The following is a 14,035-nucleotide window of genomic DNA, read 5'->3' as shown; positions in this document are numbered from 1 at the left end:
ACATAACCGTGCCCGCGGTGGTGAGCTAGCTAAAAAAACTGCGCCCCAATGAATCCGAGTCAATACACCGTTCAACCGACACCACCAGGGACAAATAGGGACTTCGGACCTAGCGGTGTCGGCATCAGCGCGTCAGCAATTGTTGGGCTCGCCGATCTTCACAACCGACAGCACCGCGTCACCCTCCCCGACCAAGGCACCGGGCGACGGCTGCTGACCCACGACAATCCAGTTCGAGTCGAGCACCTGCATCCGTCCAGCACCGGACGCATCGGCGCTGCGCGAGAAGAAGACCCCCGCCGCCTGGATCGTGTTCTGCGCGGTCTGCAGGTTCATGCAGACCACGGCCGGCATCGGCACCAGAACGGGGGCACTCGAGGTCGGCGCCACAGGCGCAGCCTGTGGCGGAGCCACGGGCGCAACCGCGACCGGAGTGGTCACGGGTACCGTCGCCGTGGGCCGCGTGGTCGTGGTCGTGGTCGTGGAGGCGACTGTGGTGGGGGTCGCCGAGGCCGTCGACGAGGACTCACCCGAACCGCAACCAGCGAGACTGGCAGTCGCCAGGACGACGCCGGCGCATCCGACGATCGAGGAGAACAACGGCCGTCGCGCGTTACGCGCCCGGCGTACTGTTTGCGAGTTGGCAGCGGCGGGTTGAGTATCGATCGACACGGCAGTGCCCTTTCAGAGGTGCGGGCGACCTGCCCGGAATCTTGCCGATTCTCGCCTGGGTAGTCGCAGACGAAACTGTGCATGCGCTCGCGCGTCCGATTTCCTATCCACCCAGCGACAGCACGATGGTTGAAACTAATACCAGACTGCCCGGACTTTCACACAATTCAGCAACGGGTCGCCAACCAAATGCATGGGCGTTACACAATCACCCGCGCGTCAACGCATCCGAGTCAATACACTGTTCGATCGACACCCCGAATAGGCGCCTCCGCTGATTTGTCGGTCCCCCAGGACAAAATGTCACCGTGACCGCACTGTCCTGTGCAAGGAGCTCGCGGGTCCGTCATCGCCCGACACCATCGGCGTCACGCAGTCGTGGCCGCTCACCGAACTTCCATCTGTCGCTGTCGTCGAAGCCTGCGCGGGCGTCGTTCTTCCCACCATCGCAGGTCGAGTCGATAACGAGGTCGGCGGCCGACTACTGACTCCGCTCCTCGAACATCCTGCGAACTTCGACGACCCGTTCGCCCGACGAGACGAGGCGTCGCACACCACGGCGGCCGCGGCGCGTGTGCTGCTGAAGTCCGCCGGCAAGTGCACAGCCTGCGGAGAGACGATCGACTTGCGTGGCAGTGCCGCACGGGAGCGCGTACACATTCACACGGCCGAGAATGGCGTCGACTACTGGAATTATTACGGGCCGGCGCATGACTGGCCGGCTGCCTTGTGCACTGGGTGCCAGACTGCGATGAGCGAGGGCGGATTCTCCACCCTCCTCGACTACCGCTTCTCCTTCCACCCGAGCTGCCCGCGATGCGCGGCATCGCAAACCCGGTCTGCAGTGATCGGCATGCCGATCCCGCGCGAGCCGTTGCCGCCGTGGACCATTCCGTTGGGCTGCATCGTCACCGACCCAGTGCCGGACTGGATCTGCGGCGCATGCGGGTACCGCTGGGCAAACTAACGGGGCGACATCAGATCCCCATCCGTTTGGCTAACTCCGCTCCCCCGACCTCCCGGATGAAGGCCGGATCGCCACACACCACCAGCTGGTCACGGGCTCGCGACAGCCCGACGTACAGCCGCTCCCGCGAACGCTCCTGCACCACTTTCTCATTGAGCGCCAGAACGACGGCACGGCGTTCCAGACCCTTGAACCCCAGGACGTGCCCGTAGAACACCTGCTCGGTGTCCCAGAAGCTGTCCCAGTAGGCCACGTTGCCCTCCGCCTGCCGGCCGACCTGCTCCGGATGACGGCTGCCCGTGGCAAGCAACGCCAGGTCCGCGGGACGCCACCCCTCATCCATCAACGAGTCGATCTGGTCGTCGGCCACCGTCAGCGCATCCTCTGCGGTGCAGGGCACGAAGAGCACCTCCGGGCCTTCCCCACCGAGCAGACGCATCCGCTGGCCGACCAACGGCGTGAACGAGTCCGCGATCTGACGGGTATTGCGCAGATTGTGGTCGAGCACCAGCGGGACCAATTGAATCGGCGGAACACCCTGCCGGTCGAACACCCGCTGCCCCTCGTCGCTGAACACATAGATGCCGCCGGCTTCCTCGTCACGCAGCGCCGCCAGCAGCGGACCCCACCAGTCATCGGCAAAGTCCTGCGCCTCGTCCACGACCACCGCGTCGAACCGGTCCCGCAAAGGCAGTTCCGACGCCAACTCCGCCATATGCCGCGGAAGGTCGTGTTCCCAGAACTGCACAGTGTCGGTGTTGCGGATACTTTCATCCGGCCCCTCGGGCGCTCCCCACCGCTGACCGAGCGCATGAAACTCCCCCACGTATGCGGGACGCTCCTTGTAGGACCAGGTGGCGGTCAACCGCTCGAGATACGACGCCAAACCGTGCGAATAGCAGATGAGTGCCACCCGCTGCCCCTGCTTCGCCAGCCGCCGCGCCTTCTCGACCGCGAGGAACGTCTTGCCGCTTCCGGCGCCGCCCCGCACCTCGACACGGTGCAATAACCGGATCGCGTCGAGGATCACCGACTGCTGGGCGGTGAGTGCGTCCGCCGCGTCTTCGTTCGCGTTTGCCCTCGCAACTACGTCGCGTTGCGGGAGGCCCCGTCCGGAGAGGACCGTCGTGAGCTGATCGACCCCGTCCGCGGGCAGCGCCGGGCGGTCCAACTGTTGACCGGACAGCACCTTCTGCAACCGCGACACCACCTCACCCAGGTTGCTGCGATCAATCACCTTCCAGCGCGGGCATTCCGGTAGGGCGAAGTCGTCGGCGATCGCCACATTGGGGAACACCACCACGTGGTCCCATCGCAGCCGCCCGTGGCTCCAGCGCGGGTCGGCCTCCACGTAGCTCCGCAGGGCATACAGCGAGTCACGTGCTTGCCGGACCGGGTTGATGACCGTTGGTCCTTTTCGCTGCTCTTGGTACCAATCGTTGCCGTCGTGCCAAATCTGCCCGCCCTTCACCTCCAAGCAGACGATTCCGTACCCCTCGAGCGCCACCACGAAGTCGATCTCGTGATCCTTGAGCCGGTCGGTGACCCGCTGATTTGCCACTACCAGGTCACCGTCGCCGAGCTGACCGAGAAGCGCTTTCCACACCGATTCCTCGGAACCATTCACCAGACGCGGATTCTCGGGAATACGGATCACCATGCCGATACTGTCGCACGCCGACTCCGGTTGAGCGCGGCGATCCCCGGCTGACATCCACGGTCAGTAGTAGTTTGGCGATGTGGACACTACGTGGCAGGACCCCAAAGCCGTCTCGTCGATGCTCGACGACTGGGAGACGTGGGCAATCGTCGGGCTCTCCGGAAACCCCGACCGGACGGCGTATCGGATCGCGGAGCTGTTGCAGCGCCGGGGAAAGCGCATCGTCCCGATCCACCCCGACGCCCCGATGGTGCTCGGCGAGCAGGGCTATCCCACTCTCGCGGACGTCCCGTTCCCCATCGACGTCGTCGACGTCTTTCGCCAGTCAAACGCGGCCGGCGAGTTCGCGGACCAGGCCGTCGAGATCGGTGCGAAGGGTGTCTGGTTCCAACTGGGAGTCATCGACGAGGCCGCCTTCCAGCGAACGACCGCGAAGGGAGTTGCCATGGTGATGGACACGTGCCCGGCGATCGAGTGGAGTGCACGGGAATCAGCGTGACCGTGGTCGGGCTGAAGTCCGACCACGCGACTACGGCTACTCTGGACCGAAATCGTGCAAATCGGACAACAGTCTGACGCGCTCAGTCAATCGGAAGGTTTCCCACCTGTGGCCATCGACTACACCCGACGCCCGTCCACTCCTGCCGCACCGCAGGGCGGGGTGAGTCTGAGCAAAGTGACCTTGTCGAAGGCCGCGCCATCGGTCAGCCTCACGAAGTCAGGTGAGCGGCAGGGTGCGATGCGGGTCAACCTCAACTGGTCGACGGGCGTAACACCGCAACCGAAGAAGGCCGGCTTCTTCGCGAAGCTCGCGGCCGCCGCGGGCGGCAGCAACGGCATCGACCTTGACCTCGGCTGCCTCTACGAACTGGCCGACGGGTCGAAGGGTGTGGTCCAGGCACTCGGCAACAGTTTCGGATCGCTGCAGGACCCGCCATTCGTCAAGCTCGACGCCGACGACCGCACCGGCACCGTGACCGGGGGCGAGAATTTGCACATCAATCTCGACCGACCGGAGATGTTCAAGCGGATCCTCATCTTCGCGATGATCTACGACGGCGCACCCAACTGGGCGGCCGTGGACGGCGTCGTCACCCTCTACCCCACCAGCGGACCCGAGGTGGAGGTACGACTGGACACGTCGAACAGCTCCGCTCGCATCTGCGCCATCGCGATGCTGCAGAACACCGGGCAGGGCATCACCGTCACCCGCGAGGTGAAGTACATCGAAGGCAGCCAGGCCGATCTCGACAAGACCTACAGCTGGGGCATGAAGTGGGCGGCCGGCCGGAAGTAGCACGGCAGGCCTCGCAGCTTCCGATCGCTTGTCACAGGCTCGGGCGCTAACGTCAGAACCATGTTCAGTACTGAGATCGAGGTGCGGACCGGCGCCGAGCCGGTGGTGCACGACCTGACCCGTGAGATCGAGAAGTTCCTCGCCTCAGCAGGCGCCGGTGACGGCCTGTTGCATGTGTGGGTGCCGCACGCCACTGCTGGACTCGTCGTCATCGAGACCGGCGCGGGAAGCGACGACGACCTGCTGCGGGCGATCGACGAGGTGCTTCCGCGCGACGACCGGTGGATCCACCGCCACGGCAGCCATGGGCACGGCCGCGACCACGTGCTGCCGGCGTTCCTGCCGCCCTACGCGTCCGTGCCCGTCTTCGACGGAGCACTCGCGACGGGCACCTGGCAATCCGTGTGCCTCGTCGACACCAATGTCGACAACCCGGTGCGGCACGTCCGGTTCAGCTTCCTGGAGGGCTGAGCCGACGCCTGCGGACCGTCTCCGATCACGCCTGCGCGAGTCCCCTTGCCAAGGAATAGATTTCGGGCAGGCTCGCCGTCTCATCGGTGGACGATTGGTCCACCCACGTTTCCAACGCCGCACGGAGCACGGCAATCGACACATCGACTGCCAGTCGAACCTGCAAGTCGGCGCAGTCGAACCTCGTCGACACCACATCGACAAGCGCCGCGGTTCGCCGCACACTCTCGCGCGCCAGCTCCGCCCGCAGCGCCGGCTCCTTCTTGATGAGTCGGTTCACCCGCAGCAATCGTCGGCAGGCGATCGACAAACTGTCCGAGTACATCGTCAGAGCAGCAGCGAAGGCCGTTTCCAGCGCGAGCCTCGGTGAGACGTCCGAGTCGAGCTGGTCGAGCCCTCCCGCCAAGACCGCCTCGAAGGCCCAGTGGTCGCGGAGCGCGGCCTCTTCCTTGGTAGTGAAATATCGGAAGAAGGTTCGCTGCGACACTCCCGCAGTCTGCGCGATCTCGCCGACGGTCGTGCCCTCGACACCCTTGTGCTCGAACAGTGTGAGTGCGGTCTCGCTGATCTCGACATTCGTCTGCTCGCGTCGCCGCTCCCGCAGCCCCAGCGGGCCGGCGGGCAGGTCAGGCGACACGGAGAACGCTTCGAGTCTGGTCATCAACGGCCTTCGCAATCGGTAGGAGCACCCACCAGAGATCGTTCATATCTGGTCAGCAGTTGTCAAGATGGCAGCGTGTGCCATAATGTATGTGAAGGGTAGGTAATCTATGAATCTCAATATCGGTGATATTTTTCTGTACCCGCACCACGGGTCGGTGACCGTCACAAAGCTCACGACCCGGATGTTCAACGATTTGCCCACCGAATACGTACAGTTCGAGGTCGCTCAGAACGGGCTGTCCATCGAGATCCCGGTAGCGAAAGCCGAATCCATCGGCGTGCGAAACGCGATCAACAACGACGAAGTCGGTCGAGTCTTCGACATCCTGCGCGGTCCGACGGTCGACGACCCGTCGAACTGGTCCAGGCGGTTCAAGGCCAACCAGGAAAAGCTGACCGTCGGCGGAATCTTCACGGTGAGTGAAGTCATCCGCGATCTGATGACGCGTTCGCAGGTCAAGCCACTCTCGGCCGGCGAGAAGCGGCAGCTCGAGCACGCAATGCAGCTCGTCATTTCCGAACTCGTCCTCGCGATGAAGTCCGACCCCGACGAGACTCGGCGCCGCATCGAAGCGATCTATGAACCCGCGTCCGCCTCTACGACGGCGGCTGTCGCAGTCTGAGAACACCATCGGCAGCAGCCCTGAACGAAAGTTCAGGACTGCTGCCGATTTCGTGTGTCATTTCGCGGCCTATCACGACTCCAGCGTGGAGTCGAGATCAGCTGCTGCCGAAGAGGTTTCCGAGTGACCCCGTTCCCGAACCGGCCCCGTACGTGATGACTACCGACGAAACGGCATCCGTCCCAGCGATGCTGAAGGTTCCGGCGGGCGCGTGGGACGATCCGCCACCGCCTCCGCCACCGCCGTAGTTCTCAGCGCCACCTCCGCCGCCGAACCAGCCTCCGCCGCCACCGCCGCCCGTTCCTGCACCGGCACCACCGACACCGGCCTCACCCGGCGAGCCATGTGGTTCCGATCCACCGTTGCCTCCGATGCCGCCAGCGACGTCCGTGCCGCCGCCGCCACCGCCGCCCCCGCCGCCGGGTCCGCCGGCAGGTCCCATCAGGTTGCCTGCGCCACCGATATAGGTGTCACCCGCGCCGCCTCCGCCCGCGGCGACGATCTGACGATCCGCCAGCTCACCCGTCCCGGTGCGAACGTCGGAGGCGCCACCTCCGCCGCTTGCGCCGGTGCCGCCGGCTCCACCGCCGTTGTATCCGGCCTGGCCGTTGCCGTCGCCACCGTTGCCGCCGACCTGGATGTACAGCGCGTCACCCGCGGCGACCGTCAGCTGTCCGGTTGCGACGGCCGCGGCGCCGCCGAGGATGGTCTGACTGTTTCCGCCACGTCCGCCCGTCGCCGTCACCGCCAGGCTGGTAATGCCCTCGGGAACCGTGAACGACTGCGCACTGCCGGTGAATGTGAACGTGCAGGTCACCTGGGTGCCGACGCCCTGCACACAACCGGTAGGCAACGCTGCCGGCGCTGCAACCGCCACGCTGGGGGCAAGCAGTCCCGAGGCACCCACTACGGCGAGGCCACACATTCCGGTCGTGTACCACCGGCGGCGTGATCGAACGAGGTTCGTGGTCAAAGCAGTCTCCTGTCGCAGAGCGAGCATGTGAAAGCTGGTCCGGGTGGAGCATTCCACAGCGTCCGGCTTCCAGTGGGTGTTCCGATCTGGCGGTCGGCATTCATACCAAAGCACCTGGTCACGGGGCATGCCGTTCCGCTAATCGGGACCCGCGGTATCGCAAACCGCGCCGAAAGGTCAGTATGAAGGCAAGTAGAACTAATTTGTTCATCTAGGCAACGAGGTATGCACATGAGCTACGCAGCGCCCATCGGTGACGGGATCTTCCAGATTCCGGTGCCGATCACGGACAACCCCCTCGGTCACACCCTGGTGTACGCGATGGAATCCCCCGGCGGTCTGATCCTCGTCGACGCCGGTTGGGACGACGACAACGCTTGGAACGGCCTCACCTCCGGACTCGAGGCCATCGGACACTCGGTGAAGGATGTGGAAGGCGTCGTACTCACGCACTTCCACCCCGACCACACCGGTCTGTGCGGGCGAGTCCGGGAGGCGTCCGGGGCATGGATTGCGATGCACGAATCCGATCACGGGATGTTCGAGCACATGTCGACCGGTCACGGTCCCGAGTGGTTGGATTTCCAGAAGGCCAACATGACGCGCGCCGGTGCCGCCCCGGCAGATCTCGAGGCATTCGAGAAGGCAACGAGCGGGAAGCCGCCTGCGGGTCCCGAGTCTGCGCCCGATCGTGTCCTCGTCGACGACGAGCTCATCGCCCTCACCGGCCGCAGCCTGCGCGCCGTCTACACCCCCGGCCACACTCCCGGCCACGTCTGCTTCTACCTGGAAGACGCCGACGTGATGTTCACCGGCGACCACGTCCTGCAGAAGACGACGCCACACGTCGGCAATTTCGTGTACCCGCTCGAGGAGCGCGACGGCCTGGCAGAGTTCATGGACTCGCTACGCCGCGTGCAGACCATGGACATCACCCGGGGACTCGGCGCCCATGGCATCCCGATCGACGACGTCGCGGGCCGCGCCGGCGAGCTGATCGAGCACCACGAAGAGCGACTCGACCACCTGTACAAGGCTTTCGGCGACGACCAGATCACGGTGTGGCAGGTGGCCGAGCGCATGAAGTGGTACAAGCCGTGGGCCGACATCTCCCCCATGGGCAAGGGCATGGCGCTGTCCGAGGCGGCGGCTCACCTTCGGCACCTCGTCGCCCGCGACCTCGTCGCCCAGGTCCCCGACAGCGAACCCGCAGTCTTCGCCCGTCGCTGACACGTGAGTGGCAAAGCGTGCCCGAGCACACTTTGGCACTCACGTGGGCGGGGTCATTTCCAGCCGCACGCCGAGGAGTCGCACTTCCCGGTCGTGGTCGAGCCTGTCGACCAATGCTGCTGCCGCATCGGCGATCACGTCCGGATCGAATGTCGGCTCCGGCAGTGGTTTGCTCGTCGTGTGGGTGTCGAACGGGGCGTAGCGCACCTTCAACGCCACTCGCACCGCCTGCCGGTTTTCTGCGAGGATGTCCTCCCTGACCCGGGCGGCGAGGCGTCTAATTTCCTCGGTGACGGCCTCCCGGCCGGCGAGGTTCTGCTGAAAGGTCGTCTCCCGGCTGTGCGACCGGGCCACCCAGGGTTCCGCCGAGACCGGGGAAAGATCGATGCCACGACCGATCCTGGCGTACCACGGTCCCATGTTCGGACCGAGGGTCGCGGCCAACTCCTGATCCGAGGCGTCGGCGAGTTCCTGCACGGTACTGATGCCCAGCGCGGCAAGCTTCTTCGCTGTCTTCTTGCCGATCCCCCACAGCGTGTCGGTAGGGCGCTCCCCCATGACGGCGAACCAGTTCTCCTCCGTCAGCCGGTAGATGCCCTGCGGTTTGCCGAAGTCCGTCGCGATCTTGGCTCGTAACTTGTTGTCGCCGATACCGACTGAGCAGTGCAGCCCGGTCGCGTCGAGGACGGCGTCGTGGACGGTTCGAGCGAACGCCTCCGGGTCTTCGGTCTCGACACCCAGAAACGCCTCGTCCCAGCCCATCACCTCGACGACGACGTCCAGTTTGCGCAATGTGTCCATCACGACGCCCGACACCTCGGTGTAGGCCTCGGCGTCGACGGGCAGGAACACCGCGTCGGGGATCTTCCGTGCCGCGATCCGCATCGGCATTCCGGAACCGACACCGAATTCCCGCGCCTCATACGACGCCGTCGACACCACCGCACGCTCGGTGGTATCCCCGCGACCGCCCACGACGACGGGGCGTCCCCGCAGCTCAGGGTGCCGCAGCACCTCGACTGCGGCGATGAACTGGTCGAGATCGACATGCAACACCCACCGACGACGCGGCGGAGTGCTCATGGAACCAGTGTGCCGGAATCGTCGAACCGGGACCCTCGAATCCTCGAGTTCGGCCGCGCTGGAGGTCAGAACACGTCGTCGGCGTCGACAGACGGAATCAACTCGTCGGGGAACCGATACGAGCATCCGAGTTCACTGGTGGACCGCGTGCCCCAGTTGTCCCGGAACCAGGCTACGCAGGTGTTCGCGATCAGGTTCACATCGCGACTGAAGAGATAGCCGTCCGTGCAGTCTTCGAAATGGCCGTCGAAATGCCACCTGTCGAGGGTCAAGTGCTTGGCGGAATAGTCGGCGAGCAGCAGGTGCCCGAGTTCGACGCGTGATCGACGAAGCATCAACACACCGTCCGCCAGTACCTGAATCTGCGCGCAGACGACTGCTTCGTCGTCGTCCTCACTGACGTAGCTGTTCGGGCCGATCTCGACGATGAGCGCAACTGGTTGATCGACCAGCGAGCCGGTCAACCACTCGACCATTCCCGCCCACGAAACCTCGGGCACCTCGGTGGAATCGACCATCGTCGTCAACCTCCCTCGCTCGCGACCGACTATTGCATGGACGTATCAAAGCAGAAGATTCCGACAGATGTGGCCCGAAATCGTTCTGCATCGACGAGTGTCGTTTGCGTGACCGTCCGGCGACGCGTGGATGCGTCGGCACCGCGCGATGCCATGCGTATCGAAAGCATCTGTACCCGAATGTGTTCAGGCGAAATCCAGAACTGTGGACCTACATCGACAGCACCATCTGCGCGAGGAGCCGCCCCCATTCGGGGTCCATAGGCTGGTCGCGTTGGACGTAGCCCTCGACCATTGCGCCGATCAGTTCGAGGAACGAGATCGTGGGACGTCCCATCCAGAAGACTTCTTCCCGGCCGACGATCGTCCCGTCGCTGGTCTGCCAGCCGAGGGCGGCGAGTCCCTCGGCGATCACGTCCCGTCGTTCGTCCGACGACGTGCCTGCGGCGAGTGTGAGAAGCACGAGGTATCCGGCCTCCCGCTCGATCTGTTCGGTGCCCAGCGGCAGGCGCTCGAGCAGGTGACGCCACATCTGGTTCGCGTTGTCCGCCATCGCCGTTCCGAGATTGGTTCGAACGAGTTTTCCCTTGTACTTGCGCACCAGTCCGAGGGTCTTGGCGTACTCCCGGAGCACGTGGACCGGCCGTTGGTCCGTCTCGCGGTTGCTGGTGGCGGGCCAGTCGTCGAAACCCGGCAGCGCCTGCCGCATCTCCGCCACCACGGCCGGGGGCAGGTAACCCGCCTGAGTCAACGTGATGCCGTCGGATCCGATCCGCTGGAGAAGCCACCGCAGATGAAACGTCGCCGCTTCCTGGGCCGCAGGAAAGTCACCCTTCCGCGTGGTGAGCTGGGCGTGCTCGAGAAGCGAAAAGACGTGCGGGGCAGCCTGATGGGGTATTCGTCGCAGCAGGTCGGCGAACTTCGAATCCGTCACCGGCCCGTGGTCACGGATCACGACCTCGATCCGCAGATTACGGTTCACGGCGTCGACGCCGAACGATTCGGGCGCGAAGCCGGGCCCCACCCACGCTCCGGCGTCGTGATGACCGGGGTGCGACGGTGTGGCCAGGACCGTCAGCAGGTCGGCGTATCCGCCCGGTCCGCCGCAATCCTCGGGTGGGCAGGCGCGGGCGCCGGCGAGGCAGGTCACCGTCGGCGCGGGCCCGCCGGCCTCGATCCGTTCGAGGACGATCGTGTGGTCCCAGCCGTCGCCGAAGTCGTATTGATACGACAGCAGCTCGCCGGGCTCGGCCAGAACCTGATCGAGCCGCACGGCGTCCTCGCACAGCTCGTCGTCCTCGTCGGCGAAGCCCTCGTCGATGCTCTCGCGCATCTCGTACCGCTCAGAGGCGGGCGGCTCGCCGCCGACCCACGAATGCAGGTGGCTGTCCTGCCAGCCCATGACCGTCTGCACGATCGGATGCAGCTCGTTCAGCCGCAGGTTCGACGGCACGACGAACTGTCGCCAGATGGTCGGCGACACGTCGTCGAGCTCGATCCGCAGGTGGAAACTCGCGACGTCGCGGCGACCCGGCCGCTCGGACGGCCGGACGATTACCGGTGCGTCGGGAACGACGGACAGGTGTCGGCGTTTACCTGAAGCGGTCATGGCGTCATGGTAGGTGGGAGGCAGCGGTGTCCGGCACAAGTGCTGACGATAGCGTGAGCGCATGTCGGTGTCCGCAGTTCTCGCAGGTCGGTACGAGTTGCGGGGAATGCTGGGGCGCGGCGGAATGGCCGATGTCCACGACGGATGGGACCTGCGCCTGCAGCGACCCGTCGCGATCAAAGTGCTGCGCCCGGAGCTCACCTCCGTCCCCGACACCCGCCGCCGGTTCGAGGCCGAGGCCCGGCTGGCCGCCACGTTGAATCACCCGAACGTCGTCGCGGTGCACGACTGCGGCGAGGACGCCGGGGTGGCGTACATCGTGATGGAGCGCCTGCCCGGGCGGACCCTCGCCGACGAGATCGCCGCCGGGCCAGTACCGGACGCGCGGGTGCGGTCGATCCTCGCCGACGTGCTCGCCGCCCTCGGCGCCGCCCACGGAGCCGGGATCCTGCATCGCGACATCAAACCGGGAAACGTGCTGTTCACCGCCGCGGGTGCGGTCAAAGTCGCCGACTTCGGCATCGCGAAGAGCGCCGCATCCGACCACACCGCGACAGGTCAGGTGCTGGGCACCGTGGCCTATCTCAGCCCGGACCGCATCCTGGGCACACCCGCCACCACCGCCGACGACCTCTATGCCGTCGGCGTCGTCGGCTACGAAGCCCTCGCCGGGCACCGGCCGTTCGCCGGCGACAACATCCTGTCGCTCGCCCGGGCCATCACCGACGGGGCGGTCCGACCCCTGCGCGACGCCCGCCCGGACGCCGATCCGAACCTCGTCCACACCATCGAACGGGCGATGGCCCGCGACCCGCAGCAGCGGTACGCCGACGCCCAGAGCATGCGGGACGCCGTCCTCGGGGCGCCCGGCCCGCATCCGCCGCCGACGAGAACATTCACACCGACGACGGTCCATCAGCTGCCGCCCGAGCCTCGGCGGCCACGGCGCACCGGGCTGATCATCGCCGCGATCGCCGCCGTGCTGGTGGCCGTGGCCGTGGCGGCGCTGGCCATCGCGTCGCAGAACCGGGACGGCACGGTCGGTCCCGGGCCGAGCACGACCGCCGTCGTCCCCGCCCCGGCACCCGTCTCCGTCCCGAGCAGCGCCGTCGAGGTCAACCCGGTTGCGCCTCCCCCACCAACCGCCGCACCGGTACCGAAGCCCGGACCGGGAAACAACAACGGCAACGGGAACGGGAACAACAAGACCAAGGAAAAGGACAAGGAGAAGGACGGCAACTGAGCGAGTCGCGGTGGCGTCAGGCGTGGGCACCCACTCCACGGCGCTCATCTACGGCGGCTCGAACGGCCGGCGCGACATCGGTCGCGAATCGTCGGACCTGGGCGAGGTTGTCGCCGTCGGTGCCGAAGACGAACGTGTCCATGCCTGTTTCCACCGCGAGTTCCGTCAGTTGGCTCACCCACTGCTCGGCGGTTCCGCGGAACAACGTGTCCGACGGTGTGTCGCTCACCTGACCGAACACGTTGTAGGCGCGGACGATCGAGCTCGGGTCCCGGCCCGCATCCGCCGCGCCGGCGTCGATCCGCGCGTGCATGCCGGGCAGGACGTCGGGCGGAAAGTACGAGCTCGACGGGACCCACCCGTCCGCAGAGCGTCCCAGCGCCCGCAGCATTCGGGGGCCACCGACGCCCAGCCAGATCCCGATCCTGTGCGCCGGGACCGGTCCGGGATGCACACCCTCGAGGCGGTAGTGCTCACCCTCGGAGTACACGGCACGCTCGCCGGACCACATCAGTCGGATCACCTCGACCGCTTCCTCCAACGCCTTTGCGGCCTGCCCGGGCGTGCGCACGTCACCGCCCATCGCCCCGATCGCCTCCCAGAACGCGCCGGCACCCAACGCCAGCTCGAAGCGGCCTCCCGACATCACATCGAGGCTGGCCGCCGCCTTCGCCATCGTCGCCGGCGGGCGAAGCGGCAGGCACGCGACGTCGGGAAACACACGCACCCGCTCGGTCCGGGCCAGCAGCGCGCCCATCAGCGACCAGCAGTCGAGGAATTTCGCCTGGTACGGGTGGTCTTGCACGCCGATCAGGTCGAGGCCGGTCTCGTCGGCGAGGGCGGCGAGTTCGAACGTGTTGGCCAGCAACTCCACCGACGGGGTGACGAACGCCCCGAACTGCAAGGCCCTGCCGTAATCGGTCATGGCGGTCGCGTCTCCTCTCGGATCCTGGACTCTTTCGATCATCCACCTCCGCGACGTCCGGGAACACCCGCCGCGCAGTCGGAACCCCGCCGCGCGGCATA

General features: G+C 66.1%; 15 protein-coding genes. 7 read left to right on the top strand and 8 right to left on the bottom strand.

Features of this window, described 5'->3' with window-relative positions:
- Nucleotides 1–132: 132 nt before the first annotated feature.
- Entirely contained in the window at nt 133–336 is a 204-nt protein-coding gene (locus tag JVH1_RS28855) for a hypothetical protein (protein ID WP_016882973.1), read from the bottom strand.
- On the opposite strand from JVH1_RS28855, the gene JVH1_RS28850 reads away from it, so the two are divergent.
- Complete coding sequence (locus JVH1_RS28850; protein ID WP_016882972.1) at nt 335–658, top strand: hypothetical protein; 324 nt, start codon at nt 335–337, stop codon at nt 656–658. The genes JVH1_RS28855 and JVH1_RS28850 overlap by 2 nt on opposite strands.
- 991 nt (nt 659–1,649) lie before the next feature.
- Here JVH1_RS28850 and JVH1_RS28845 read toward each other — a convergent pair.
- The gene (locus tag JVH1_RS28845) at nt 1,650–3,299 is read right to left on the bottom strand and encodes an NERD domain-containing protein/DEAD/DEAH box helicase (protein ID WP_043778599.1); all 1,650 of its coding nucleotides are present in this window, start codon (nt 3,297–3,299) and stop codon (nt 1,650–1,652) included.
- Nucleotides 3,300–3,378: 79 nt separating this feature from the next.
- Here JVH1_RS28845 and JVH1_RS28840 point away from each other — a divergent pair, with 79 nt between their 5' ends.
- The 3 genes from JVH1_RS28840 (at nt 3,379) to JVH1_RS28830 (ending at nt 5,067) form a co-directional block, all read left to right on the top strand.
- Entirely contained in the window at nt 3,379–3,798 is a 420-nt protein-coding gene (locus tag JVH1_RS28840; protein ID WP_009474390.1) for a CoA-binding protein, read from the top strand.
- A gap of 108 nt (nt 3,799–3,906) precedes the next feature.
- Nucleotides 3,907–4,596, top strand: coding sequence for a terA domain protein (locus JVH1_RS28835; protein ID WP_009474392.1), 690 nt, complete (start codon nt 3,907–3,909; stop codon nt 4,594–4,596).
- 60 nt (nt 4,597–4,656) lie between these two features.
- Nucleotides 4,657–5,067, top strand: coding sequence for a secondary thiamine-phosphate synthase enzyme YjbQ (locus JVH1_RS28830; protein ID WP_009474393.1), 411 nt, complete (start codon nt 4,657–4,659; stop codon nt 5,065–5,067).
- A 25-nt stretch (nt 5,068–5,092) separates the two neighbouring features.
- Here JVH1_RS28830 and JVH1_RS28825 read toward each other — a convergent pair whose 3' ends face one another.
- On the bottom strand, nt 5,093–5,728 hold the full coding sequence (locus JVH1_RS28825) for a TetR family transcriptional regulator (protein WP_009474394.1): 636 nt from the start codon (nt 5,726–5,728) through the stop codon (nt 5,093–5,095).
- A 109-nt stretch (nt 5,729–5,837) separates the two neighbouring features.
- Between JVH1_RS28825 and JVH1_RS28820 the strand changes: the two genes are divergently transcribed.
- Complete coding sequence (locus JVH1_RS28820) at nt 5,838–6,353, top strand: CarD family transcriptional regulator (protein ID WP_005252596.1); 516 nt, start codon at nt 5,838–5,840, stop codon at nt 6,351–6,353.
- A 97-nt stretch (nt 6,354–6,450) separates the two neighbouring features.
- Here the strand turns inward: JVH1_RS28820 and JVH1_RS28815 are convergent, their stop codons facing one another.
- Complete coding sequence (locus tag JVH1_RS28815; RefSeq protein ID WP_051033663.1) at nt 6,451–7,326, bottom strand: glycine-rich protein; 876 nt, start codon at nt 7,324–7,326, stop codon at nt 6,451–6,453.
- Between the two features lie 231 nt (nt 7,327–7,557).
- Between JVH1_RS28815 and JVH1_RS28810 the strand changes: the two genes are divergently transcribed.
- Entirely contained in the window at nt 7,558–8,556 is a 999-nt protein-coding gene (locus JVH1_RS28810) for an MBL fold metallo-hydrolase (RefSeq protein WP_009474397.1), read from the top strand.
- Between the two features lie 39 nt (nt 8,557–8,595).
- On the opposite strand, the gene JVH1_RS28805 is transcribed toward JVH1_RS28810, so the two are convergent.
- The 3 genes from JVH1_RS28805 to JVH1_RS28795 all read right to left on the bottom strand — a co-directional run bounded on the left by JVH1_RS28805 (nt 8,596) and on the right by JVH1_RS28795 (nt 11,766).
- Nucleotides 8,596–9,639: a DNA polymerase IV gene (locus JVH1_RS28805; protein WP_009474398.1), complete on the bottom strand. Its 1,044-nt coding sequence runs from the start codon at nt 9,637–9,639 to the stop codon at nt 8,596–8,598.
- A 65-nt stretch (nt 9,640–9,704) separates the two neighbouring features.
- Nucleotides 9,705–10,157: a hypothetical protein gene (locus JVH1_RS28800; protein WP_009474399.1), complete on the bottom strand. Its 453-nt coding sequence runs from the start codon at nt 10,155–10,157 to the stop codon at nt 9,705–9,707.
- 211 nt (nt 10,158–10,368) lie between these two features.
- Entirely contained in the window at nt 10,369–11,766 is a 1,398-nt protein-coding gene (locus JVH1_RS28795) for a plasmid pRiA4b ORF-3 family protein (RefSeq protein WP_009474401.1), read from the bottom strand.
- A 61-nt stretch (nt 11,767–11,827) separates the two neighbouring features.
- On the opposite strand from JVH1_RS28795, the gene JVH1_RS28790 reads away from it, so the two are divergent.
- Nucleotides 11,828–13,009, top strand: a complete 1,182-nt coding sequence (locus JVH1_RS28790) for a serine/threonine-protein kinase (RefSeq protein WP_009474402.1) — start codon at nt 11,828–11,830, stop codon at nt 13,007–13,009.
- A gap of 16 nt (nt 13,010–13,025) precedes the next feature.
- On the opposite strand, the gene JVH1_RS28785 is transcribed toward JVH1_RS28790, so the two are convergent.
- Nucleotides 13,026–13,934, bottom strand: coding sequence for an LLM class flavin-dependent oxidoreductase (locus JVH1_RS28785; protein WP_009474403.1), 909 nt, complete (start codon nt 13,932–13,934; stop codon nt 13,026–13,028).
- Between the last annotated feature and the right edge of the window lie 101 nt (nt 13,935–14,035).

It is taken from the genome of Rhodococcus sp. JVH1 (assembly GCF_000280725.2).
In the GTDB taxonomy this organism is placed as follows: Bacteria; Actinomycetota; Actinomycetes; order Mycobacteriales; family Mycobacteriaceae; genus Rhodococcus_F; species Rhodococcus_F jostii_A.
Note: the sequence above shows the minus strand (reverse complement) of the source record. Positions and strands in the feature narration are given on the sequence as shown.

Excerpts from the sequence above, each read along its gene's own strand:
- JVH1_RS28850 (WP_016882972.1), top strand. The coding sequence starts at position 335 with ATGCAGACCACGGCCGGCATCGGCACCAGAACGGGGGCACTCGAGGTC.
- JVH1_RS28855 (WP_016882973.1), bottom strand. The coding sequence starts at position 336 with ATGAACCTGCAGACCGCGCAGAACACGATCCAGGCGGCGGGGGTCTTC.
- JVH1_RS28845 (WP_043778599.1), bottom strand. The coding sequence starts at position 3,299 with ATGGTGATCCGTATTCCCGAGAATCCGCGTCTGGTGAATGGTTCCGAG.
- JVH1_RS28830 (WP_009474393.1), top strand. The coding sequence starts at position 4,657 with ATGTTCAGTACTGAGATCGAGGTGCGGACCGGCGCCGAGCCGGTGGTG.
- JVH1_RS28825 (WP_009474394.1), bottom strand. The coding sequence starts at position 5,728 with ATGACCAGACTCGAAGCGTTCTCCGTGTCGCCTGACCTGCCCGCCGGC.
- JVH1_RS28820 (WP_005252596.1), top strand. The coding sequence starts at position 5,838 with ATGAATCTCAATATCGGTGATATTTTTCTGTACCCGCACCACGGGTCG.
- JVH1_RS28810 (WP_009474397.1), top strand. The coding sequence starts at position 7,558 with ATGAGCTACGCAGCGCCCATCGGTGACGGGATCTTCCAGATTCCGGTG.
- JVH1_RS28805 (WP_009474398.1), bottom strand. The coding sequence starts at position 9,639 with ATGAGCACTCCGCCGCGTCGTCGGTGGGTGTTGCATGTCGATCTCGAC.
- JVH1_RS28800 (WP_009474399.1), bottom strand. The coding sequence starts at position 10,157 with ATGGTCGATTCCACCGAGGTGCCCGAGGTTTCGTGGGCGGGAATGGTC.
- JVH1_RS28795 (WP_009474401.1), bottom strand. The coding sequence starts at position 11,766 with ATGACCGCTTCAGGTAAACGCCGACACCTGTCCGTCGTTCCCGACGCA.
- JVH1_RS28790 (WP_009474402.1), top strand. The coding sequence starts at position 11,828 with ATGTCGGTGTCCGCAGTTCTCGCAGGTCGGTACGAGTTGCGGGGAATG.
- JVH1_RS28785 (WP_009474403.1), bottom strand. The coding sequence starts at position 13,934 with ATGACCGATTACGGCAGGGCCTTGCAGTTCGGGGCGTTCGTCACCCCG.